The sequence below is a fragment of the Streptomyces sp. NPDC058619 genome, from assembly GCF_042717785.1.
GTDB lineage: Bacteria > Actinomycetota > Actinomycetes > Streptomycetales > Streptomycetaceae > Streptomyces.
Genome location: NZ_JBHXQN010000003.1, coordinates 1 through 23,135, shown reverse-complemented (window position 1 = coordinate 23,135; position 23,135 = coordinate 1). Strand labels below are relative to the sequence as shown.

Genomic DNA, 23,135 nt, shown 5'->3' with positions numbered 1-23,135 from the left:
CGTCCCGGCCCCGCTCCGGGCCCGTCACCGCCCGCCGCCTTCCCGGGCGGCCCCGGGCCGGCCGTCGGGGGCGTCTACGACGCGGGTGGGCTCGTGCCCCGGCGCCCCTCCCGGAGCCCCCGGCCGGACCGGGCCCGTGCCCGCCGCGCCGTCCGCCCCCGCCTCCGCGTCAGCGTCCGGCTCCGGCGGGGCGCCCGGTCCGGCCACGACCGCGTACGTCGCCAGTCGGGTGCCGTCCCCGTACAGCCAGCGCCCGGCGGCCTCGTCGTACAGCCAGACCGACTCCCCGTCGATCACGATCCCGGCGCGCAGTCCGCGTACGGACGCCCGGAAGCCCTCTCCGTCCGCCTGCCCGGACGCCAGCACGTCGACGGCCCGCCGGTAGCGGTCCAGGGCGTCGGCGCCGCGCGCGAGCAGCGGCCGGGGGTCCTCGGCCCGGCCCGGCGGCCGACCCCCGGTCGTCGGCGGCGGCTGCGGTACGGCGACCAGGAGCCGCCCGTCCACCCAGGCGGACCAGCCGTTGGCGCACAGGATCTCCCCCCACTCCGCCCGCCGGGAGAGCAGCCGTACGGGAAGGAAGGGGTCCAGGGGCACGGTGGGCCGGGACGCGTCGGGGGTCTCCCAGGCGGGCAGCCCGTCGTGCGGCACGACGTGCGTCGGCCGGAAGTCCGCGGCGCCCCCGGGGTCCGTCGTCGGATTCGCCATCGGGCCTACTTCCGCATGATCGCGGGTTCGTGGCGCCGCAGCAGCCGGACGACCAGTATCCCGAACAGCACGGACAGGGCGGCCAGCATCCCCATGTTGAGCAGCCACACCCCGGCGCTGTGCGCGAACAGCGGGTCGTCGGTGAGGGTGCCGGGCACGATGGCGCCGAGGTCGATGGTGCCCGCCATGGCCCCGAGCGCCCACCGGGAGGGTACGAGCCAGGCCAACTGCTCGATGACGGGTACGCCGTCCAGCTGGAGCAGCGCGCCGCAGAAGACCACCTGCACGATGGCGAGGAGGACCAGCAGCGGCATGGTGACCTCCTCCTTCCTGACCAGCGCGGAGACCAGCAGGCCGAGCATCATCGCGGTGAACGACAGCAGCGCCACGGCGAGGGTGATCTCGACGAGGGGTGGCAGGAACACCCCCCGGCCGCCGGGTGCCTCCAGTTTCACGCCGAAGAGGCCGACCAGGGTGAGCACCACCGCCTGGGCCACGGTGACGGCGCCGAGCACCACCACCTTGGACATCAGATAGGCGGAGCGCGACAGTCCGACGGCTCTCTCGCGCTGGTAGATGGTCCGTTCCTTGACCAGTTCGCGCACCGCGTTGGCGGCGCCCGTGAGCACGCCGCCGACACAGAGGATGAGCAGGGCGTTGATCGCGGTCTCGGCGGTGAGCGCGCTGCCCGCGAGGGCGCGGGCCATGGCGCCCATCACGAACGGCAGCGCGATCATGATGGCGAGGAAGGTCCTGTCGGCGCCGAGCGCGGCCGCGTACCGCCGGACCAGCGTGGAAAGCTGTGAGCCCCAGCTCTGCGCCTTGGGCGGGGCGGAGACGAAGCCGCCGGTTCCCTCCGGGCCGTCTGCGCCGTCGCGCCGCGGCGTCCGGGACGCGGCGGCGGCGTACTTGCGGTACGACGCCGAGACGGCGTACTCGCCCGCCCAGTCGCGGCCCCGGTGGTTCTCGAAGGCTTCGAAGGCCTCGGGCCACTGGGTGTAGCCGAAGTAGTCGAGGGTCTCCCCGGGCGGCCCGAAGTAGGCGATGCGCCCGCCCGGGGCGAGGACCAGGAGGCGGTCGCACACGTCCAGACTGAGGACGCTGTGGGTGACCACGATGACGGTGCGGCCGTCGTCGGCGAGGCCGCGCAGCATGTGCATCACGGAGCGGTCCATGCCGGGGTCGAGCCCCGAGGTGGGCTCGTCCAGGAAGAGCAGCGAGGGCTTCGTCAGCAGTTCCAGGGCGACGGAGACACGTTTGCGCTGGCCGCCGGAGAGGCTGTGGATGGGCTGGTCGGCGCGCTCCCGCAGGCCGAGTTCGCCGATGACCTCCTCGACCCGGGCCCGGCGTTCGGCCTTGGCCGTGTCCTGGGGGAAGCGCAGTTCGGCGGCGTAGCCGAGGGCGCGGCGGACGGTGAGCTGGGCGTGCAGGATGTCGTCCTGCGGGACGAGGCCGATACGGCTGCGCAGTTCGGCGTAGTCGCGGTAGAGGTCGCGGCCGTCGTAGAGGACGGTGCCGCGGTCGGCGGGGCGCAGGCCGGTCAGGGCGCCGAGGAGGGTGGATTTGCCGGCGCCGCTGGGGCCGACGACGGCGAGCAGGCACTTCGCGCCGACGGGGAAGGAGACGTCGTCGAGGAGGGTCTTGCGGCCGCGGTCGACGGCGACGGTGAGCTGCTGGACGTCGAGGGAGACCTCGCCCGTGTCCACGTACTCCTGGAGCTGGTCTCCGACGAGGCAGAACACCGAGTGGCCGATGCCGACGAGGTCGCCCTCGGCGAGGCGGGCGGTCCCGTCGACGGGGGCGCCGTTGAGGTAGGTGCCGTTGTGGCTGCCGAGGTCGGCGATCTCGTACGTGCCGTCGGCGCGGGCGCGCAGTTCGGCGTGCCGGCGGGAGACGACGAGGTCGTCGACGACGAGGTCGTTGTCGGGGGCGCGGCCGATCCGCACGGCGGTGCGGGCGGGCAGCGGACGGACGGCGGTGGGCTGCCGGAACGTGCCGGTCAGGGCCGGGTCCGAGACCCGGGACGGCCGGGCGGCGGCCGGTACGGCCGGCAGCACGACGGGCCACGCGGCGGCGGGCGGCGCAACGGGCGGCTCGGCGGCGGGCGGCTCGACCGCGCGAGGGGCGGCGGGCGGCTCGACCGCGGAGTCGGCGGAGGGCGCGGCGGGCGGTGTCGGCCCGGGCGCGGGCGGTGCCGGCCCGAGCAGCAGCGCGCGCGGCCCGTCGGCCGCGTGGCCGAAGCGCAGCTCGCTGCCGGGCCCGACGCTCCACTCGTGCACGCGGCGGCCGTCGGCCCAGGTGCCGTTGGTGCTGTCCGCGTCCTCCACCGTCCAGTGGTCGCCGTCGGGCCGCAGGACGGCGTGGTGCCAGGAGACGCGGGCGTCGTCGAGGCAGATCTCGCAGAGGGGGTCCCGGCCGACGTGGTAGATCCGGCCGGGGCTCATCGCGGTGGAGCCACGGTCGGTTTCCAGGACGAGCTCGGGCGCGGTCGGCACTCCGGGGCGCTGGACCATGAGCAGATTTTCCCACGATCCGGCCGACCCGGCACCGGTCGCACATCACCGCAGGTCAGAGCCGCGTTATGGGTAATGACAACGGTCCCCGTTGCAGCCTTTGCCCATCGCGCCGGGGTGCGCTTCACTTCACCCGACGGAACCGGACACACGGGTGACGCGATGAGACGGGGGACCCATGAGCGGCCACGACCACGATCACGGCGACGCACACGGAGGGCACGGCCACGGACCCGGCGGACACGGCCACGGCGTGTCCGCCGACGCCGACCGGCGCTGGCTGGGGATCGCGCTCGGTCTGATCGGCGCGTTCATGGCCGTCGAGGTGGTCATCGGCGTCATGGCCCACTCGCTGGCCCTGATCTCCGACGCCGCCCACATGCTGACCGACGCCGTCTCCATCGTCCTGGCCCTGATCGCGATGCGGCTGGCGGCCCGCCCGGCGCGCGGCGGCTTCACGTACGGCCTCAAGCGCGCGGAGATACTCTCCGCGCAGGCCAACGGGCTGACGCTGCTCCTGCTGGCGGTCTGGCTGGCGTACGAGGCCGTGCGGCGGCTGGCCGACCCGCCGCCGGTCGAGGGCGGGCTCGTCCTGGTGACGGCCTTGGCGGGCATCGTCGTCAACGTGGTCGCGGCCTGGTGCATATCCAGGGCGAACCGGTCCTCGCTCGCCGTCGAGGGCGCCTACCAGCACATCCTGAACGACCTGTTCGCCTTCATCGGGACCGCCGTGGCCGGTCTGATCGTGCTGACCACCGGCTTCCGGCAGGCCGACGCGATCGCCACCCTCGTGGTCGTGGTGCTGATGGTGAAGGCGGGCTACGGGCTGGTCCGCGAGTCCGGCCGGATCCTGTTGGAGGCCGCGCCGGCCCACGTCGACCCGGACGCGGTCGGCGACCGGCTGGCGGGGCACCCGCCGGTCGCCGAGGTGCACGACCTGCACATCTGGACGATCACCTCGGGTCAGGCGGCGCTCTCGGCGCACGTGCTGGTGGAGCCGGCGGGCGACTGCCACGCCGTGCGCCGCGATCTGGAGGGGCTGCTGGACAAGGAGTACGGGATCACGCACACCACCCTCCAGGTGGACCACACCCAGGAGTCCCTCCTCACCGTCGGCCGCGCCGGCGAGGAGCCGTCCGGCGACCCGCACTGCGCGGACGCGCACGGCCCGGTGCACCGCCAGGGTCCGCACGACCACTGACGGCCGGCCGCCGGTCCGCGGGAATCCCCGGCCGGGCGTCACTGGGACGGTCCGGTCCGGGGCATGGATGGACCCATGACGCACAAGCGCAGTGCCGGGCTGTTCCTGTTCCGCCGCACCGGCGGCGAGGACGCATCCGGCGTCGAGGTCCTGCTCGGGCACATGGGCGGTCCGCTCTGGGCCGGGCGGGACGACGGGGGCTGGGCCATCCCGAAGGGCGAGTACGGGCCGGACGAGACGCCGCGGGACGCGGCCCGCCGGGAGTTCACCGAGGAGATCGGGCTGCCGCCGCCGGAGGGCCCGTACCTGCCGCTCGGCGAGGTGCGGCTGACCAGCGGCAAGCTGGTGACGATCTGGGCCGTCGAGGCGGACCTCGACCCCGCGCTCATGGTGCCCGGGACGTTCTCGATGCAGTGGCCGCCGCACTCCGGGGAGGTGCGGGAGTTCCCCGAACTGGACCGGGTGGCCTGGTTCGCCCCGGAGGTGGCCGAGAAAAAACTGATGACTTCTCAAATTCTCTTCCTGGAGAGGCTGTTGGTGCTGCTGAAGGGTTGACCCGACCTTTACTTGCCAGCAAACCCCGCCTGCATGGACATCGCTCCTGCGACGACCGTCGTGCTGGTGGGCAGTGGCGCCCGGCTGTACGGCCGCCGCCTGACACACCCCGTACGGACGGGAACCGGCCGTGGCGGAATGCGTGTCCCAAGGGGTGGCCGCCCGACGACCGGGCGGCCCGGGGACAGGACGCCGTCACGGCGCCGAGGGGCGTGAACGATGAACCGTATGTGGACGGTCCCCGGCTACACGGAGGTCCGGGAACTGGGCTCGGGGGGCAGCGGCCGGGTGGTGCTCGCCGTCCACGACGGCACGGGCACGGCGGTCGCGGTGAAGTACCTCGGCGACCGGCTCCGCGAGGACCCGGCCTTCGTCGGGGAGTTCCGGGCCGAGGCGCGGCTCCTCGGCGGGCTGCGGACCCCGTACGTGGTGGGGCTGTACGAGTACGTGGAGGCGCCCGGCGGCGCGGCCATCGTGATGGAGCTGGTCGACGGCATCTCGCTGCGCGCGCTGCTCAAGCAGTCCGGGCGGACCGACGCCGAAGCCGCGTTGGTGGTGCTGAAGGGCTCCCTGCTCGGTCTGGCGGAGGCGCACCGAGCGGGGGTCGTCCACCGGGACTACAAGCCGGAGAACGTACTGGTCGCGGCGGACGGCTCGTCGAAGCTGGTGGACTTCGGCATCGCGGCGGGCCGCGGCACCACGCCCGGCGTGGCCGGAACGCCCGCCTACATGGCCCCGGAACAGTGGCAGGGCCGTCCGGCCTCGCCCGCCGCCGACGTGTACGCGGCGACGGCGACCTTCTTCGAGTGCCTGACCGGCCGCAAGCCCTACGACGGGGAGAACTTCGCGGAGCTCGCGGTCCAGCACATCGAGGCCCCGGTTCCGGAGACCGAGGCCCCCGAGCCCGTACGCCCGCTGATCCGGCGGGGCCTGGCCAAGCAGCCGGAGCAACGGCCGGAGAACGCCGAGGAGTTCGTGGCGGAGCTGGAGGGCGTGGCCCTCGCCGCGTACGGGCCGCAGTGGGAGGAGCGCGGGCAGCGCAAGCTGGCGGCGCTGGCCGCGCTGCTGCCGCTGCTGTTCCCCTCGGCCGGGGCCGCCGCCCAGGGCACCACGGCGCTGGCCTCGACCACGCTGGGCGGCGGCTCCGGCTGGGCTCCCGGCCGCGGCGGCTGGCTCGCGACGGGCGTGGCACTGGTCCTGGGCGCGGTGCTGCTGTTCACGACGGACGCGATCGGCAGCACCCCGGGCGGGGCGTCGGCGCTGAGCGCGTTCGCCACCACCAGCGCCGCCCCGCCGGGACCGGGCTCGCCGACCGGGACCGCGGACCCGTCCGCATCCCCGGGCCCCTCGGCGTCGGTGAGCCCCTCGCCGTCGCCGTCCGCGTCGCAGTCCTCCTCCCCGTCGCCGTCCGCGTCCCCGTCACCCGGCGCGACCACGACGGCGCCGACCCCGACGCCGGGCGCCACGGCCGAGCCGACCACCGGTGCCACGCCCACCCCCACGCCCACGCCGACCCCGACGCCGACACCCACGCTGAAGGTCACGAAGCTCGACGTGTCGCTGCGGCCCGGCGTCTACCAGGGGCAGGCGACCGTCTCGCTCGCCACCCGGGGCACCGGCCCCGTCACCGTCGTCCTGCAGTGGTACCTCGGCGACGCGGCCGGCGAGCTCTCCGTGCCCGACGGCACGGACACGGTCGTGGTCCAGTCCGGCTCCGTGGCCCCCGTGGTGCGGTCCCACGTCTTCACCCGCGGACGCGGCTGCTACGGCGGGGTCCGCGTCACGACCGAGCCCGCCGCGGCGAGCGGCTCCGCGTCGGACTCCCAGTACCTGCCGCGCTGTCAGGGGCCCGCCCGATGAGCGGGCCCCGCGCGCCCCGGGACGACGAGTACAGCGCCACCGTCCTCGGCAGCCACTGGATCTCCGGCCCGCCGGAGCCGGCCGGGGTCGTCCCCGACCGGGTCGAGGGTTCCGTGCTGCGGTTCGGGCCCGGGGTGACGGCTGCCCTGCCCGCGCCGTTCCCCGTCACCGCGGGCGCGGCCGCGCCCCGCGGGCGCCGGGCCGCCGGGTTTCGCAGGTACGCGCTGGCCGTGCTGGTGCTGGTCGGCGTGCTCGCGTACCTCGGCTGGCAGCGGTACGGGCCCGCCCTGGAAGTGCGGGACGTGGCCGTGACCACCGCGGCCGGGGGCCCGTCGTGCGACACCGCGGCCGACGTGGTGGCCCTCGTACGGACCAACGGGCGCGAGGGCACGCTCGCCTACCGCTGGATCCGCAGCGACGGCACGCGCTCCGAGCAGCTGACCGAGCGGGTGCCGCGCGGGCAGCGGGAGGCGCGGCTGCACCTGCTGTGGACGTTCCGGGGCGCGGGCAGCTACCCCGCGAAGGCCGAGCTGGAGCTGCTGTCGCCCGGGCGGCGCACGGCCGCGGTGGAGTTCACGTACCGCTGCCGGCCGTAGCCGGCCGGCCGTTCGGCCCCGTGACGGGTCCTGTCGGCCGTCCTTCCGGCCGGGGCGGCCGGGGCCGTCCGGGGCCGTCCGGGGCCGTCCGGCCGAAGCGCGGGCCCCCGGCCCGCTGGTTGACTCGAAGGTGTTGACGAGGGCGCGCAGGGCGCCCTCCGGCACCGCTGCGTGTCACGCTCCAGCCGGCGATACACCCCAACCGGAGCGTGGCCGTCCCGCACGGATGCCAAGTCCGCGCGGGAGGCCCGCAGCCGCTTTGGGGAGTGACTGCGGGCCGCGTGCCGTCCCCCGCCGCAACCGGGGGACGGAGCACTGAACCCCGCGCGGGGTCAGAACCGGGCGTGCGCCGTGATGTCCGCCTCGAACTCCCCCGTCATCGCCGGGGTCACCGTGGGCCGGCACTGCCGGACCGCCTCCAGGTAGTCGCCGGTGGTCGCGCCGAGCTGCGCGGCCGCCGCGCCGCGCGCGCCCACCGCCTCCAGGTCCCGTTCGAAGGACACCTGCGCCGCGATCCGCGCCGCGTGCTCGATGTCGGCCGGGGTGAACAGCTCGGTCGCCGCCACCAGGGCCGCCACGTCGACGTCGGCGCGCCCCGCCGTGTACCGGGACCAGATCGCGGCCCGGGCGACGGCGTCGGGGGTGCCGATCGGGATCAGGTAGTCGAAGCGCCCGGGCCGCAGGAAGGCCGGGTCCAGGGAGCGGACCGAGTTGGTGGCGCAGACCAGCAGCCGCTCGTCACCCTCGCGGAACCGCGGTATCAGCTTCAGCAGCTCGTTCGTCACCCCGTGGATGCCGCCGGGCTGCGCGGGCTCGGTGCGCCGGGGCGCGATCTCCTCGACCTCGTCGATGAAGACGAGCACCCGTTCCAGCTCGGCGATCCGCGCGAAGGCGTCGCGCAGCGCGGCCGCCAGGTTGCCCTCGTCGGCGAGGCGGGACGGCAGCAGTTCGACGAACGGCCAGCCCAGCCGCGAGGCGATCGCCCGGGCGAAGGTGGTCTTGCCGGTACCGGGCGGCCCGAAGAGGGCGATGGCGCGCGGCGCCCGCACCCCGTGCGAGGCGGCCCGCTCCGGCTCGGCGAGCGGCAGGACCACGCGCCGCTCGATGAGGTCCTTCTCCTTCTCCATCCCGGCGACCCCGGTCCACAGGTCGTTGGGGAGGAAGCGGCCGCCGAGGTCGTCCAGGAGGCCTGCCGCGGGTCCGTGGAGCGGCTCGGTCTTCTCGAAGTACGCCACGGCGGGCTGCCGGGTGTATCCGGCGTTGAGCAGACCCTCGCCGAGCAGGTCCTCCTCGGGCAGGACGTACGCGATCCTCCCGACGCGGGCGGCGATGAGCCGCCGCTCCAGCTCGACGAGCAGCGCGCTGGCCAGGCCGCGGCCGCGCCAGCCGGCGGCGATCGCGATGCGCATCACCCAGGCCCGCTCACCGGTGACGCAGGCGAGGGCCGCGCCGATCGGGACGCCCTGGTGGACGGCGACCACGCACGGCTGCCGGTCGGTGAGGGCGCCGATGCACTCGGCGAGGGAGAAGACGGACTCCTGGCCGAGTTCGGCCGTGGTGTCGATCAGGTGGACCACTGCGGCGAGATCGCTCTCGCGGTAGTCGTGGATGAGCCAGTTCACCGGGTACCGCCCCTCGTTCGTGCTCCTGCGGTGAGGCTAGGGGCGGGCGGGCCCGCCGCTCACGCTCCGCGGTGCACAACAGCAGGTCCGCAAACCGTCCGTGTCGTCCATAGACTCGTGCTTTCCGCCGAAACGGATCCTCGGAGCACCCGGCGCGTTCATCGCATCCGACGACTCCCCCACCGCCTGCCGCCGCTCTGCGCTGCTATGACCCGGTTTCACATCCGGTTCACGCGATTCACAGCAGATTCATACGGAACTACGGGCTCCGGACAAAGGTTCGCCGGGCAGGGTCGGAACATGATCCCGCGCATGCGTTCCCATCCCCGTGCGGCCGGACGGGCCCGCGCCCGCGCCCGGCAGGCGTCCCGGATCGTGCTCGTGCTGGCCGCGCTGACCGCGCTGCTCGGCGTGGCCCTGCCGGACGCCGCCCCCGACCGGCCGCTCGGCGTCACGGCGCGGGCCGTCCCCGACGCCACGGCGAACCGGGTGGGCGCCCTGTTCACGGACGGTCTCGACGGAGGGCACTTCTGCACCGCCGCGGTGGTCCGCAGCGACGACGGCGATGTGATAGCGACCGCCGCGCACTGCCTGGGCGACCCGGACAGCACCTTCTTCGCGCCGGGCTACCGGGACGGCATCGCCCCGTACGGCCTCTGGCGGATCACCGGCGTGCAGGTCGCCCGGGGCTGGACGGACGGCCAGGACCCGGACGCGGACATCGCCTTCGCCACGGTGGCTCCGGTGGACGCCGGGCAGTCCGGGCCGGTGGAGGACCTGGTGGGCGGGTTCCCGGTGGCGGGCGACCAGTCCGGGGAGGCCACGGTGGAGGTCGTCGGCTACCCGCGCGCGCTGGACGCCCCGCTGCGCTGCGCCAACACCACCGACCTGATCTCGCCGACCCAGCGCCGGATCGGCTGCCCGGACCTCAGCGGCGGCACCAGCGGCAGCCCCTGGCTGGTCAACGGCGCGCTGGCCGGGGTCCTGGGCGGATACGAGGGCGGCGGCACGGTTCCGGAGGTCTCCTACAGCGCGGTGCTGGGCGACGGGGCCACGGCGCTGTACCGCGCGGCGGCGGCCGCGGGCTGACGCCCCCGCCGGACGCCGCGCTCCGTACGCCGGCCCGGGCCCGTACGCCGGCCGGGCGCTCGTACGTACTCCGTACGGCCCTCAGGCACCGCCGGCGGGCCGCTCCTGCGGCGCGGGGACGAACGGCTCGAACCAGGTCGGCTCGTCCCGCAGCGCCCGGTGGATCCGGTCGAGGGAGAACTGCTCCAGCGGCGGCAGCGCGTCCACCTCGAACCAGGCGACCTCCAGCGACTCGCTGTCGTTGGCGCGGGCCTGCCCGCCGGTCGCCCGGCAACGGAAGGTGATGTCCTGGAACTGGCAGACGTCGCCGTTGGGGTAGGTGACCGGCGCGAGCATCTGCACGAGGACCACCCGCTCCGGCACACACGTCACCGCCGTCTCCTCGAACACCTCGCGCACGGCGGTCTCGGCCGGCTGCTCCCCCGGCTCGGAGATCCCGCCGACCACGGACCACCGCCCGGTGTCGCTGCGCCGGCCGAGCAGCACCCGGCCCCGGTCGTCGAGGACGATCGCCGTCACCCCGGGCAGCAGGAGCAGCTGGTGGCCGGCGGTGGCGCGGATCGCGCGGATGAAATCGGGTGTGGTCATCCCCCGACCCTACGAGCCGGGACCGACGGCTCCCGTTTCAGGCGGCGCGGCGGGCGCGGAACCGGAGTGTCGCGGTCCAGCCGAGGCCGGCCGCGGCGAGGACGAGCAGCGCGTACTCCGGCAGCGGTCCGACGACGGTGGCCGGGGTGCGGGTGGAGCGCAGCGGGATCTCGGCGACGAGCGCGTCCGCGGTGAACATCTTCGTCTCCGAGACGACGCTGCCGTCGGGGCGGATCACCGCGCTGACGCCGCTGGTGACGGGGACGAGCACGGTCCGGCTGTGCTCGACGGCGCGGACCCGGTCCATGGCCAGCTGCTGGTAGGTCATCTGGCTCCGGCCGAACGTGGCGTTGTTGCTGGGTACGGTGATGACCTGGGCCCCGGCCCGGACCGTGGAGCGGACGGCGTCGTCGAAGGCGGCCTCGAAGCACGTCACCATGCCGACCCCGCTGCCCGCCATGTCGAAGACGCCGGGCTCCTTGCCGGGGCCGAAGTCGCGGCGGACCCGGTCCACATCGGAGCTGAAGAGCCGGACGAAGGAACGCATCGGGATGCGCTCGCCGAAGGGCTGGATCTTGCGTTTGTCGTAGGTCTCGGTCGGGCCCTTGGCCGGGTCCCACAGGATCATCGTGTTGCGCAGCGGGCCGGTCTCGGGGGCAACGACGGCGCCGATGGCCACGGGCACGCCGATCGCCTTGACCGCCCGGTCGATGACGGCGCGGGCGTCGGGCTCGGCGTAGGGGTCGAGGTCGGAGGAGTTCTCCGGCCAGACGACGAAGTCGGGCTTGGGCACGCGGCCGGCCTTGACGTCCTCGGCGAGCTGGACGGTGCGCGCGGCGTGGTTGTCGAGGACCTGGCGGCGCTGGGAGTTGAAGTCGAGGCCGAGGCGCGGCACGTTGCCCTGGATGAGGGCGGCGACGACGGTGCCGTCCTCGGCCGCGTCGGAGACGAGCGGGCGGGCGGCGAGGCTCGCACCGACCGGCAGGGCGACGGCGAGGGCGGCCAGCGCGGCGGTGGCCCGGCGGGGGTGGCTGCGGGCGGCGCGCAGGACCTCGTAGAGGCCGAATCCGCACAGGGCCACGCCGAAGGAGAGCAGCGGGGTGCCACCGAGCGCGGCGAGCGGGGTGAAGACGCCGTCGGCCTGCCCGAAGGCGAGCTTGCCCCAGGGGAAACCACCGAAGGGGGCGCGGGCCCGCAGTGCCTCCCCGGCGACCCAGACGGCGGCGGCGAAGAACGGCCAGGCGGGAAGCCGGCTGACGAGGGCGATCCCGAGGCAGGTGAGACCGATGAAGGCGGCTTCGAGGGCCGTGAGCGCCAGCCAGGGGACGGGGCCGACCTCCTCGCCGGTCCAGCTGAGGAGCGGCAGCAGGTACCCGAGGCCGGCGAAGAACCCGAGGCCGAAGCCGGCGCGCGCGCGGCGACCGTGGAGGGAGCCGGCCAGCAGGGCGAGGGCGAGGGGGGCCAGCCACCACAGGGGGCGGGGCGGGAAGCTCAGGTACAGCAGCACGCCGGCGAGCGCCGCGAGCCCGGCACGCGCCCAGAACTCCTTCCGGCTCCCCTTTCCGGGGAAAGCGGCGGCTTCGGTTCCGGTGCCCGCTGCGGTCCGGCCGGCGGGCTGCGCGGGCTCGCTTCCGGCCGCGCGGGTGACACTGGTGCTCATCTGGCGGAGTGTACGGCCCCGGGGGCCGACCGCCCGTAAAGGCCGGCGGGCAGGCGCCGCGGAGGAGCCGGTCGGCCGCGCGGGGCGGGCTCCCGCGGGTGGCGGGAGCGGGACGGCGGGCCGCTGCGGGGGTGAACCCGGCAGCGGCGGCGGACCGGGCGTCGGCCGGCGGTGCGCGGTTCAGCGGGCGAGGGACCGGAGGTGGGTGCGGATGACCCGGACCGCGTTCTCGGCGTCGTCCACGGTGACCGTGAACAGCTTTCCGTCGCCGAGCCGCAGCTCCAGCCCCTCGCCGCGGCGAACGATGACCGCGGTGCCTTTCTCGGGCCGCCACCGGTAGCCCCAGCCGCCCCACTGCTGCGGGGTGATGCGGGGGACGAACTCGGCGGAGGCGACCTCGGCGAGCCGGATCTTGCGGCGCGGCAGTCCGATATGGCCGCAGCGCACTTCCAGGGCTTCGGAGTCGACGGTGACGGCGACGTGCACGAAGGCGAGGGTGCCGTAGAGGATGAGCAGACCGACGGCGAGGCAGCCGACCACGGACATGAGCAGCGGCACGATGCCGGCCGACCAGGAGTTGTCCACGGCCAGCTCGATGCCGAGAGCCAGGCAGGCGGCGCCGGTCGCGGCGAGCAGCCACTGTGCGCGGTTGGAGGCCCGGCCCGTCCAGAGCGGACCCGGTGGGTGACCCGTCATGTGTAGCAGCGTACTCACCTTCCGCATGCGCGCCACTGCCTCTCGCCCAGCCGGTCCCCCCGAGGCCCCGCACCTGCACCGGCCCGCCCTCGACCCGAACCGAACGTGAGGTTCCAGGGTCCTGCCATGATGTGCGAGGACGCAGTGCGGATCGTTCCGGCGCGGTACCGCAACGCGGTGGCGCCGCACGTCAGGCGGCCGACCTACCCGCCACCTTCTCCTCTACGCGCCTTTACGCGCCCTTACGCGCCTCTCGCGCGAGCCTTCGGTGCCGTGGAGGACGTCCGGCTGGAGCGGCCCCTTCCGCCTCCCCCGCTGCGCTGGGCGGGACCTCGGTCGCGCTGCACGTGTGCGTACCGGACGCGCTCGCCCGGCCCGCCGCCTCACCGGGGCAGTGGGAGCGTAGGGGTCGGCGGGGCCGCAGGATCTGGAAGGCTTGGCCCCCGGCCCGCGGGCCGCCGTACGAAGCGGGAGGCTCCGTGAGCGAGCAGGACGACCGGATCGACCGGGTGGTGGGAGCCGTAGTGGGTTCGGCGGCGGGCGACGCGCTCGGCGCACCGTACGAGTTCGGCCCCGAGGGGCAGTTGACCGCGCGCGGCGAGGAGATGCGCGGGGGCGGCGGCTGGGATCCGGGCGAGGCCACCGACGACACGCAGATGGCGGTCCTGGTCGGCGAATCGCTGCTGGAGCACGGCGGCCTCGAACTCCCGGACGTCTTCCGCCGGTTCCAGCGCTGGGCGGCCGGAGGCCCGAAGGACATCGGCCTCCAGACCGAGGACGTGCTGACCAACGGCGAGCCCTGGGACCTCGCCGCCGCACTGCACTTCCAGCTCAACGCCCGGGCGGCGGGCAACGGTTCACTGATGCGGGCGTCGACCTCGGCGGTGTACTTCGCCGCGGCCGGGCGGGAGGCCACCATGGACGCCGCCCGGCGGATCGCGGCACTGACGCACGGCGACCGGGCGGCGTGGGAGGGCACGGCCGTCCTGCATGAGCTCGTACGGGTCGCCCTCGACGGTGCCGACCCGCTGGCCGCCCTCCCGGCGACGCTCGGCCTGGTGCGCCCGAGCGCGCGCGAGCGGTACGAGCGGGTGCTCGCCGCCGACTGGCACCCGGGCCTCGCCACCGAGTTCAACGGGGCGGTGTGGCCCTGCCTGGGCTCGGCGGTGTGGGCGCTGCGGACGACCACCGGCTTCGCGGAGGCGGTGCGGGCCGCCGTGGACCTGGGCGGCGACACCGACACGGTGGCCGCGGTGACGGGCACCCTGGCCGGGGCCCGGTACGGGGCGGCGGCGATCCCGCGGCACTGGACGGACCCGCTGCACGTTCCCCTGCCGGGCTTCGGGGGCCGGGTCCTGCGCGCCGAGGACCTCCGCGAACTGGCCCGGCGGCTGGCGGCGGCCGGCGCGGGAGACGGGTAGGGCCCCTACGGCCGCTCGAAGGCCTGGAGCACACCGCCGACCGAGAAGCACAGGGCTCCGCACAGCGTGCTCCAGTTGGCGATGTCGGACCGACCCCGGCGGGCACTGAAACGCCCCCTACCGGGCCGTCGCGCACCCGCCGCTCACGCGACGGGCGCACGCGTCCGGCCACCGCGGAGCGACGGGCCCCGGGCTGTAGGACGTCAGCGCGGCGAGGTCAGCGGACGGCGGCGGGGCCGCGTGCTTCCCGGCCCGCGAGGAGCCGTCCCTCCGCGTACCCGAGGGCGGCGGCCGGCAGGGATCCGGGGCGGCCGCTGCGCAGCACGGTCAGGCCGCCGGTCGCGGCCAGCGCGGGCTCGGGACGGGCGCCGATGCGGCGCAGCGCCTGGACGGCCACCGGCTCGGCGGACCCGTGGAAGACGAGGTCGGCGCCGCCGGTGCGGGCGGCGAGGGCGACCCGGATGGCGGTCTCCACCAGCTCGTAGTGGGTGCAGCCGAGCACCACGTCGGTGACGTCGGCCGGGGTGAGTTCGGCGGCGGCGGCGACGGCGGCCGTCACGGCGGCGCCGTCGGCCGCTTCCACGGCGTCGGCGAGGCCGGGACAGGGCACCTCGGTCACCCGCGCCCCGGCGGCGAACGCACGGATCAGCTCGCGCTGGTACGGGCTGCCGGTGGTGGCGGGGGTGGCCCAGATCGCCACCCGCCCCCGGCCGGCGGCCGCGGCGGGCTTGATCGCGGGGACGGTCCCGATGACGGGGATCGCGGGTTCCAGCGCGGCCCGCAGGGCGGGGAGGGCGTGCACGGAGGCGGTGTTGCAGGCCACGATGAGCGCGGCGGGCCGGTGGGCGGCGGCGGCCCGCGCCACGTCGAGGGCCCGCCCGGTGAGGTCCTCGGGGGTCCGCGGGCCCCACGGCATCCCGTCGGGGTCGGAGGACAGCACGAGATCCGCGTCCGGCCGCAGCCGCCGTACCGCCGCGGCCGCCGCGAGGAGGCCGATTCCGGAGTCCATGAGCGCGATCTTCACCCCGTCACCTTAGTCGAAGCCCCCGCAGGACCGGCCTCCGACCACGGCGGCGGACCCACCCGCCGGAGCCGCGCAGGGCGCGCGGCCCCGGACCGCGGGAGGCGCCCCGTACCACCGCGGGGCCTCCGCCCCGGAGCCCCCGCTGCGGAGGTTCGCCCGGAGCCCGGCACCGGCGACGAGGCCGCTCCACCGCCCGGCCCCGGCCCCCGGGCCCGCGCACGCCACCCCGACGCGGACGGGCGCCGGACCCCGCGCCGCCGGCCCCCTCGGGAGACGCGCCGGGTCGGGGCGCCGCCGGGTGCGGGACACGGCCGTCGGGGAGCGGCACACTGCCGGGATGGGCCTCCTCACCGCCGCCTGCGCGGCCTACGCCTCCCTCGCCGCCTGGCTCTGGCTCACCCTGGCCCAGGGCATGTTCTGGCGCACCGACGTCCGCCTCCCCCCGCGCTCCGCCCCCGCCCGCTGGCCGTCCGTCGCGATCGTGGTCCCGGCCCGGGACGAGGCCGGGGTGCTGCCCCGGAGTTTGCCCTCGCTCCTCGCGCAGGACTATCCCGGCGACGCCGAGGTCATCCTGGTCGACGACGGCAGTACGGACGGCACCGCCGACCTCGCCCGCCGCCTGGCCGCCGAACAGCCCGGGCTGCCCCTCACGGTGGCCTCCCCCGGCGACCCGGCCCCGGGGTGGACGGGGAAGCTGTGGGCGCTGCGCCACGGCATGGCCATCGCCCGTACCGCTCCCGCGCCCGAGTACCTGCTCCTCACCGACGCGGACATCGCGCACGAGCCCGACAGCCTCCGCGAGCTGGTCGCCGCCGCGACCTCCGCCGACCTGGACCTCGTCTCCCAGATGGCCCGCCTGCGGGTCGCGAGCCCGTGGGAGCGGCTCGTCGTGCCGGCGTTCGTGTACTTCTTCGCCCAGCTGTACCCCTTCCGCCGGATCAACCGTCCCGGCGCCCGTACCGCGGCCGCGGCCGGCGGCTGCGTCCTGCTGCGCACCGAGGCGGCCGTCCGGGCGGGCGTGCCCGACTCGATCCGGCAGGCCGTGATCGACGACGTCTCCCTGGCGCGCGCCGTCCAGCGCTCCGGCGGCCGCATCTGGCTGGGGCTGGCGGAGCGGGTGGACAGCGTGCGCCCTTACCCGGCGCTCGCGGACCTGTGGCGGATGGTCTCGCGCAGCGCGTACGCCCAACTCCGCCACCAGCCCGCGCTGCTGGCCGGGACGGTGGCGGGCCTGGTGCTCGTGTACATCGTGCCGCCGGCCGCCCTCCTCGGGGGCCTCGCGGCGGGGCGCCCCGCCGTCGCCTGGGCCGGAGGGCTGGCCTGGCTGCTGATGGCCGGCACGTACCTGCCGATGCTGCGCTACTACCGCCAGCCGGCCCTGCTCGCGCCCCTGCTTCCGTTCACGGCGCTGCTGTACCTGCTGATGACCGTCGATTCGGCCGTCCAGCACTACCGGGGCCGCGGCGCCGCCTGGAAGGGACGTACCTATGCCCGTCCCCGCGACGCCTGAAACGGCGAACTGCCGCCCGGCCCAACATCGTCCGAGGTCACGGCATTGTGACGCTGCGTCAGCACGAAATGGGTGCAGCGCACAACCAGCAGGTACGAGTAGGGGCGAGGTGGGACGGAAGTGGTGAATCGTGCACGTGAACGCCAAGTGACAGCCGTGGTCCTGACCTGCGAATATGCAGGTCAGAGCGGTGTTCGCCCAACCTCGCTATGGACCACGTGAAGTCGTGGGCTTAACTTAGGTCCCATGACCTCCCCCCGCTCCACTTATGGCGGCGGTTACTACTCCGCGCCCTCCTTCCCGGACACCCCCATCTACGACTCCCTCGTCGCCGAACGCGGCACTCCGCAGATCGCCCCGATCCGCGTCCCGGCCGCCTACGAGTCCCCGAGCGCCGGCTACTCCACCGGTTACTCGAACGGTGGATACCTGCCGGCCCTCGCGTCGGCCCTGCCCGCCCTGCCGCCCGCACCGCAGCAGCACGCACCCGCGTACGGCTACCCGTACCAGCAGCAGGCCGCACCGCAGCCGATGCCGCTACAGCAGGCGCCCGCCCCGTACATCCCGCAGCAGCAGCCGATGGCAGCCCGCGGCGGGTACGTGCCCCAGCCGCAGCCGCAGCAACAGCAGCCCCGCCCGGTCGCCGCGTCCACCGGCTACGAGGCCATGCGCCCGGCCGCACCGCGCCCGATGCAGGCTCCGGCGCCCGCGGCCACGTACGAGGACCCGTACGGCCGCCCGTACCAGGGACGGGGCTACTGACGGGGCCGTCGAAACCCGCTGGGGCGGAGGAGGCGGGGGCTGGCAGGATGCCCCCATGCCGAACATGCGCGTCCAGTCGCTCCACGTCCACCCCGTCAAATCGGTAGCGGGGACCGCTCCCGACGCGGTGGCCGTGGAGCCCTGGGGTCTGTCCGGGGACCGGCGCTGGGCACTGGTCGACACCGGGGGCGCCGTCATCACGCAGCGCCAGCAGCCCCGGCTGGCCCTGGCCGCGGCCCGTCCGCTGGACGGGGGCCGCATCGGGCTGTCGGCACCGGGCATGCCGGAGCTGGTCGTGGAGGTGCCCGCGCCGGGTCCGCCGGAGCCGGTCCTGGTGTTCGGGAAGAAGGTCGAGACCGTGGTCGCGGCGCAGGACGCCGCGGCCTGGTTCAGCGCGTACCTCGGGGTGGGGGCGCGCCTGGTCCACCTGGACGATCCGGCCGTGCGCCGGCCCGTGGACCCGGACTACGCGCTGCCGGGCGAGACGGTGAGCCTCGCCGACGCCTACCCGCTGCTGATCACCACCCTCGGCTCGCTGGACGCGCTCAACTCGCTGATCGCGCAGGGAGACCATCCCGCGGAGGGGCCGCTCCCGATGAACCGGTTCCGCCCGAACGTGGTGGTGTCCGGAGCCGGCGCGTGGTCGGAGGACGGCTGGCGGCGCATCGTGATCGGCGGCGCCGAGTTCCGCGGGGTCCGCGAGTGCGGGCGGTGCGTCGTCACGACCACCGACCAGGCGACGGCGCGGCGCGGCAGGGAGCCCCTCAAGACGCTGGCCGCGCACCGCCGGATCGGCAAGTCCCTGGCGTTCGGGAGGCACCTGGTCCCGGTGCGGCTGGGCACGGTGCGGGTCGGCGACGAGGTACACGTGCTGGAGTGGGACGAGGGAGGGGCCCGGGAGTGACGACCGGAGCGACCCGGGCGCCTGGAGCGACCCGGGCGCCGCGGACGCGGCGCCCGGGGGGCCCGCCGCCGGAATGACACCTTCGGGGGGCTCCTGGCCGGGGTTGGAACCAACCTGCCGCGCCGCGCCGTTGGATCAGTCAGGACAGGTGGGCACCCGTGGGGACTTCGACACCGGATCGGGTGACACATGTCTCGCGCGTCCCGGAATGCGGGTCCCGGGGGCATGCGGGAGGCTTGGACGCGCAGGCAGGCGGAAGCAGGGGGAGCCGGACCGTGCGGACAGCGATGGGTGTGTGGCGTTGGCGGCGCAATCCGCTGCGCCGGCCGACCGACCTCGTCGAGGCGTGGGTGGCCTTCGGCGCGGTGGTGTGTTTCCTGCTGGTGGCCCCGGCCCTCGGCTGGGCCGTCGGCGCGCGGGTGGACGGGACCCTTCAACGGGCCGCGAACGAGCAGCGGCAGGAGCGCCACCTCGTACCGGCGGTGGTGGTCCGGCCGGCTCCCGAGCCGGCCGGGGACGCCTCGGCCGACCCGTCGGCGCAGCGGACGGCCCCGCGGCGGACGCAGGTCGTGGCCGCGTGGACCGGGCCCGACGGCAGCAGCCACGAGGGCACGGTGCCCGCCGCGGAGGAACCGCCGCGGACCGGCGACCGGTTCCGGATGTGGACCGACGGGCACGGCCGGGCGGTGGGGCAGCCGCTCGACCCCTCCGCCGCCGCGTTCCACGCGGGGACGGCGGGGCTGGCCGCCGCCGTCTGCGCGGCCGCGCTGGTGGAGACCGTCCGGCGGATGGTCGTACGCAGGCTCATGCATCGGCGGTACATACGACTGGACCGGGCGTGGGCGGCGGCCTGGCCCGACTGGGGCCGGGCGGGCGCGGGAAGTTGACCTGGCGCCCCACCGGCCCCGCGCGCGCTACGGTGGAGCGGCCGGTCCGGGCGCCCTCGGCCGCTCCACCCCGGTGGGCCGCTCCCAGCGCCCCGACCGGCCCCGGCGAGTACGAAATGTTCTACGGGTACGACAGGTTCGACGGTTCCAGTGACCGCGGTGTCAGTGGCCGCGGTGGCTTTCGACGGTTTCAGTGGCTTCGGCCGCGTCGACAGCGCGAGTACGAGGGCGGGGGCACGACAGCACCATGGCTCAGGGCACGGTCCAGGTGACGCACGGCGGGGCATCGCGGTGGCGGCGCCGATCCGGTGAGTATCCGACGCTGGCCGCCGCACTGGCCGTCGCGGGCGACGGGGACGTGCTGTCCATCCCCCCCGGCACCTACCGGGAGAACCTGGTGGTGCTCCACGCGGTGACCCTGCGCGGTCCCGAGGGCGGTCTGGGGTCGGTGCGGATCGCGCCTCCCGACGGGGTCGCACTGACCGTGCGCGCCTCCGCCGTGATCCAGGACCTGCACCTGGAGGGCCAGGACCGGGCCGCCCCGGCGCTGCTCGTCGAGGACGGCGCCCCCGAGCTGACCGACCTGCGCGTGAGCACCCGCTCGGCGGCCGGCATCGAGGTGCGCGGCAGCGGGGCGCGCCCGCTGGTGCGGCGCTGCACCGTGGAGAACCCGACCGGGGTCGGCATCGCCGTCCTGGACGGCGGCGGCGGGGTGTTCGAGGAGTGCGAGGTCGTGGCCGCCGGGCAGAACGGCGTCTCGGTCCGCGGCGGCGGCCGTCCCCGGCTGGAGCGCTGCCGGATCCACCACGCCACCGGCGCGGGGATCGCGGTCACCGGCGAGGGCTCGGGCCTGGAGGCGCTGGGCTGCGAGGTGTACGAGATCAAGGGCACCGGCGTGCAGATCGCCGCCCGGGCCACGGCCCGGCTCACGGACTGCTCGGTGCACCGCACGTCGACCGACGGGGTCACCCTCGACACGGACGCGGTGCTCACCCTCGCCGGCTGCGACATCCACGACATCCCGGAGAACGCGGTGGACCTGCGCTCCCGGTCGGTCCTCACCCTGAGCCGCACCACGGTGCGCAGGTTCGGCCGCAACGGCCTGTCGGTGTGGGACCCGGGCACCCGCGTCGACGCCGAGTCCTGCGAGATCCACGACAGCACGGGCGACTACCCGGCGGTGTGGATCAGCGACGGGGCCTCGGTCTCCCTCGACTCCTGCCGGGTGCACGACGTGCCGGACGCGCTGTTCGTCCTGGACCGGGGCTCGCGCGTGGACGTGGTCGACAGCGACCTGTCGCAGGTCCGCAACACGGCCGTCTCGGTGAGCGACGGCGCCACCGCGCAGCTCGACGACTGCCGGATCCGGGAGGCCGCGACCGGAGCCTGGTTCCGCGACCACGGCAGCGGCGGCACCCTCGCGAACTGCACCATCGACGCGGTGCAGACGGGGGTGATCGTGACCAAGGGGGCCGACCCGGCCCTGGAGCGGTGCACGGTCACCTCCCCCGCCGAGGCGGGGTTCTACGTGTCGGCGGGCGGCCGCGGCACCTTCACCGCCTGCCGGGTGACGGGCAGCTCCGGCTTCGGCTTCCACGTGATCGACGGCTGCCGCACGACCCTGAAGGGCTGCCACACCGAGCGCTGCGCGCGCGGGGGCTACGAGTTCGCCGAGGACGGTCCGGAGGCCGAGGACTGCACGAGCGACGAGCCCGGCCCCCGCCTGGCGGCCCAGTCGGGCCCGGGTGCCGGCTCCGCCGGGGCGCGGACGGGGACCCGTACGGTCACGGCCGGCGGCGTCGCCGCCCCGGCGCAGTCCCCGTCGGCGGCGGAGGTGCCCGTACCGCGGCCCGGGGAACCGGCGGACGGCGCGGAGGACCCGCCGCCGGCCGCCCGGGGCTCCGGCGAGGTGCTGGGGCAGCTCGACGGGCTGGTCGGCCTGGACAGCGTCAAACGCGAGGTGCGGGCGCTCACGGACATGATCGAGGTGGGCCGGCGGCGGCAGCTGGCCGGACTCAAGGCCGCCTCGGTCCGCCGGCACCTGGTCTTCACCGGCTCCCCCGGTACCGGCAAGACCACGGTCGCCCGGCTGTACGGGGAGATCCTCGCCTCGCTCGGGGTGCTGGAGCGCGGCCACCTCGTCGAGGTGTCCCGGGTGGACCTGGTCGGCGAGCACATCGGGTCCACGGCGATCCGTACGCAGGAGGCCTTCGACCGGGCGCGCGGCGGGGTGCTGTTCATCGACGAGGCGTACGCGCTGGCGCCGGAGGACTCGGGCCGCGACTTCGGGCGCGAGGCGATCGACACCCTGGTGAAGCTGATGGAGGACCACCGGGACGCGGTGGTGGTGATCGTCGCCGGGTACACGGCGGAGATGGACCGCTTCCTCACCGTGAACCCGGGGGTGGCCTCGCGGTTCTCCCGGACCATCACGTTCGGCGACTACGGGCCGCAGGAGCTGCTGCGGATCGTGGAGCAGCAGGCCGAGGAGCACGAGTACCGGCTCGGCGAGGGCACGTCCGGGGCCCTGCTGACGTACTTCACGGAGTTGCCGAAGGGTCCCGCCTTCGGCAACGGGCGTACCGCTCGCCAGACCTTCGAATCGATGGTCGAGCGGCACGCGGGCCGGGTGGCGCAGCTCGCGGAACCGAGTACGGACGACCTCACCCTGCTCTTCCCGGCGGACCTCCCGGCGCTCCCGGCCCTGCCCGCCCTGCCCGCTTCCCACTGAGGCGCGGGGCGCCAGCGGGGAGGGGCGGCGGGGGGGGCACTGCGCCTGCGGCACCGCGCTTCCGGGGGCGGACATCTGACGGGCCGCCAGCTAGGGTGGCGGACACGCCGTCCGCACACGCGTTCCCGACCCTGGGGGTACCGACATGACTCACCGACTCCGTCCGGTGGGGACGGACTTCACCGAGGACGCCCCGATACGGCTTAGGTTCACGGCCGTAGCCTCGGCGGCACCCGCCGTGGTGTACCAGGCGCTCGCGGAGGACGTCACGGGCTGGCCCGCCTGGTTCCGCGCCGTCACACTGGCCCGGCCCACGCACGGCGGCGCCGGGCGGGAGATCAGGCTGATGGGCGGCGTCCGGTTCCAGGAGACGATCATGGCCGCCGACCCCGAGCAGCGGTACGCCTACCGGGTCGACGAGACCAACGTCCCCGGGATGCGCGCCCTGCTGGAGGAGTGGCGGCTGACCCCGGCGGGCTCCGGCACCCGGATCCTCTGGACCTTCGCCGCGGACGGCACGCCCGCGTTCCGGCTCGGCCTCGCCGCCGCCCGGCCCGGGCTGGGCCGCTCGTTCCGTTCGGCCGTGCGCGCGCTGGACGGGCGCCTCGCCGCCGCTCACCGCACGGCGGGCCCGCAGGAGCAGTAAGGGGGGCCGGGGCCCGGGGGCGGGCGTAGCCGGAGCCGGTGCGGGTCAAGTACCCGTGCTCGTGCTAGTGCTAGATGAGTGAGTCCAAGGGATGGCCTGCGGACATAGGACGAGGGCGTCCAATGTCAGTGTGTGAAGACGGACCTGGACACCCTCGCGACAGCA

At 75.3% G+C, this 23,135-nt stretch carries 19 protein-coding genes; 12 read left to right on the top strand and 7 right to left on the bottom strand.

The window, feature by feature from the left end; translation table 11 throughout:
- Positions 1-24: 24 nt before the first annotated feature.
- Both ACFWTC_RS04135 and ACFWTC_RS04130 read right to left on the bottom strand, forming a co-directional pair.
- Entirely contained in the window at positions 25-705 is a 681-nt protein-coding gene (locus tag ACFWTC_RS04135; protein ID WP_383915465.1) for a hypothetical protein, read from the bottom strand.
- A 5-nt stretch (positions 706-710) separates the two neighbouring features.
- Positions 711-3,218 (bottom strand): FHA domain-containing protein, encoded by a 2,508-nt coding sequence (locus tag ACFWTC_RS04130; RefSeq protein WP_384026415.1) that lies wholly within the window; start codon positions 3,216-3,218, stop codon positions 711-713.
- Positions 3,219-3,396: 178 nt separating this feature from the next.
- On the opposite strand from ACFWTC_RS04130, the gene ACFWTC_RS04125 reads away from it, so the two are divergent.
- From ACFWTC_RS04125 to ACFWTC_RS04110, 4 genes are all read left to right on the top strand, one after another.
- A complete protein-coding gene (locus ACFWTC_RS04125; protein WP_383915467.1) occupies positions 3,397-4,419 on the top strand; it encodes a cation diffusion facilitator family transporter in 1,023 nt (340 codons plus the stop codon).
- Between the two features lie 75 nt (positions 4,420-4,494).
- Positions 4,495-4,974, top strand: coding sequence for an NUDIX domain-containing protein (locus ACFWTC_RS04120; RefSeq protein WP_383915468.1), 480 nt, complete (start codon positions 4,495-4,497; stop codon positions 4,972-4,974).
- Between the two features lie 219 nt (positions 4,975-5,193).
- Positions 5,194-6,834, top strand: a complete 1,641-nt coding sequence (locus ACFWTC_RS04115) for a serine/threonine-protein kinase (RefSeq protein WP_384026418.1) — start codon at positions 5,194-5,196, stop codon at positions 6,832-6,834.
- Positions 6,831-7,430 (top strand): hypothetical protein, encoded by a 600-nt coding sequence (locus ACFWTC_RS04110; RefSeq protein WP_383915470.1) that lies wholly within the window; start codon positions 6,831-6,833, stop codon positions 7,428-7,430. The genes ACFWTC_RS04115 and ACFWTC_RS04110 overlap by 4 nt, the downstream gene beginning before the upstream one ends.
- 332 nt (positions 7,431-7,762) lie before the next feature.
- On the opposite strand, the gene ACFWTC_RS04105 is transcribed toward ACFWTC_RS04110, so the two are convergent.
- Complete coding sequence (locus ACFWTC_RS04105; RefSeq protein WP_383915471.1) at positions 7,763-9,052, bottom strand: ATP-binding protein; 1,290 nt, start codon at positions 9,050-9,052, stop codon at positions 7,763-7,765.
- Positions 9,053-9,364: 312 nt separating this feature from the next.
- On the opposite strand from ACFWTC_RS04105, the gene ACFWTC_RS04100 reads away from it, so the two are divergent.
- Entirely contained in the window at positions 9,365-10,141 is a 777-nt protein-coding gene (locus ACFWTC_RS04100) for a trypsin-like serine peptidase (RefSeq protein WP_383915472.1), read from the top strand.
- An 81-nt stretch (positions 10,142-10,222) separates the two neighbouring features.
- On the opposite strand, the gene ACFWTC_RS04095 is transcribed toward ACFWTC_RS04100, so the two are convergent.
- The 3 genes from ACFWTC_RS04095 to ACFWTC_RS04085 all read right to left on the bottom strand — a co-directional run bounded on the left by ACFWTC_RS04095 (position 10,223) and on the right by ACFWTC_RS04085 (position 13,085).
- Positions 10,223-10,729, bottom strand: a complete 507-nt coding sequence (locus ACFWTC_RS04095) for an NUDIX domain-containing protein (protein WP_383915473.1) — start codon at positions 10,727-10,729, stop codon at positions 10,223-10,225.
- Positions 10,730-10,766: 37 nt separating this feature from the next.
- Positions 10,767-12,389: an apolipoprotein N-acyltransferase gene (lnt, locus tag ACFWTC_RS04090; RefSeq protein WP_384026421.1), complete on the bottom strand. Its 1,623-nt coding sequence runs from the start codon at positions 12,387-12,389 to the stop codon at positions 10,767-10,769.
- Between the two features lie 180 nt (positions 12,390-12,569).
- Positions 12,570-13,085 carry a hypothetical protein gene (locus ACFWTC_RS04085; RefSeq protein ID WP_383915475.1) on the bottom strand — a complete coding sequence of 172 codons (516 nt, stop codon included), beginning with the start codon at positions 13,083-13,085 and terminating at the stop codon, positions 12,570-12,572.
- A 479-nt stretch (positions 13,086-13,564) separates the two neighbouring features.
- On the opposite strand from ACFWTC_RS04085, the gene ACFWTC_RS04080 reads away from it, so the two are divergent.
- Positions 13,565-14,506, top strand: coding sequence for an ADP-ribosylglycohydrolase family protein (locus tag ACFWTC_RS04080; protein ID WP_384026424.1), 942 nt, complete (start codon positions 13,565-13,567; stop codon positions 14,504-14,506).
- Between the two features lie 217 nt (positions 14,507-14,723).
- Here the strand turns inward: ACFWTC_RS04080 and ACFWTC_RS04075 are convergent, their stop codons facing one another.
- Positions 14,724-15,530, bottom strand: a complete 807-nt coding sequence (locus tag ACFWTC_RS04075) for a glutamate racemase (protein WP_383915477.1) — start codon at positions 15,528-15,530, stop codon at positions 14,724-14,726.
- A 337-nt stretch (positions 15,531-15,867) separates the two neighbouring features.
- Between ACFWTC_RS04075 and ACFWTC_RS04070 the strand changes: the two genes are divergently transcribed.
- From ACFWTC_RS04070 to ACFWTC_RS04045, 6 genes are all read left to right on the top strand, one after another.
- Positions 15,868-17,040: a glycosyltransferase gene (locus tag ACFWTC_RS04070; protein ID WP_383915478.1), complete on the top strand. Its 1,173-nt coding sequence runs from the start codon at positions 15,868-15,870 to the stop codon at positions 17,038-17,040.
- A 246-nt stretch (positions 17,041-17,286) separates the two neighbouring features.
- On the top strand, positions 17,287-17,802 hold the full coding sequence (locus ACFWTC_RS04065) for a DUF6643 family protein (RefSeq protein ID WP_383915479.1): 516 nt from the start codon (positions 17,287-17,289) through the stop codon (positions 17,800-17,802).
- Between the two features lie 55 nt (positions 17,803-17,857).
- The gene (locus ACFWTC_RS04060; protein ID WP_383915480.1) at positions 17,858-18,706 is read left to right on the top strand and encodes an MOSC domain-containing protein; all 849 of its coding nucleotides are present in this window, start codon (positions 17,858-17,860) and stop codon (positions 18,704-18,706) included.
- A 287-nt stretch (positions 18,707-18,993) separates the two neighbouring features.
- Positions 18,994-19,593, top strand: coding sequence for a hypothetical protein (locus ACFWTC_RS04055; protein ID WP_384074034.1), 600 nt, complete (start codon positions 18,994-18,996; stop codon positions 19,591-19,593).
- Positions 19,594-19,840: 247 nt separating this feature from the next.
- Entirely contained in the window at positions 19,841-22,324 is a 2,484-nt protein-coding gene (locus ACFWTC_RS04050; RefSeq protein ID WP_383915483.1) for a right-handed parallel beta-helix repeat-containing protein, read from the top strand.
- Positions 22,325-22,469: 145 nt separating this feature from the next.
- Positions 22,470-22,970, top strand: a complete 501-nt coding sequence (locus tag ACFWTC_RS04045) for an SRPBCC family protein (protein ID WP_384026427.1) — start codon at positions 22,470-22,472, stop codon at positions 22,968-22,970.
- Positions 22,971-23,135 lie beyond the last annotated feature (165 nt).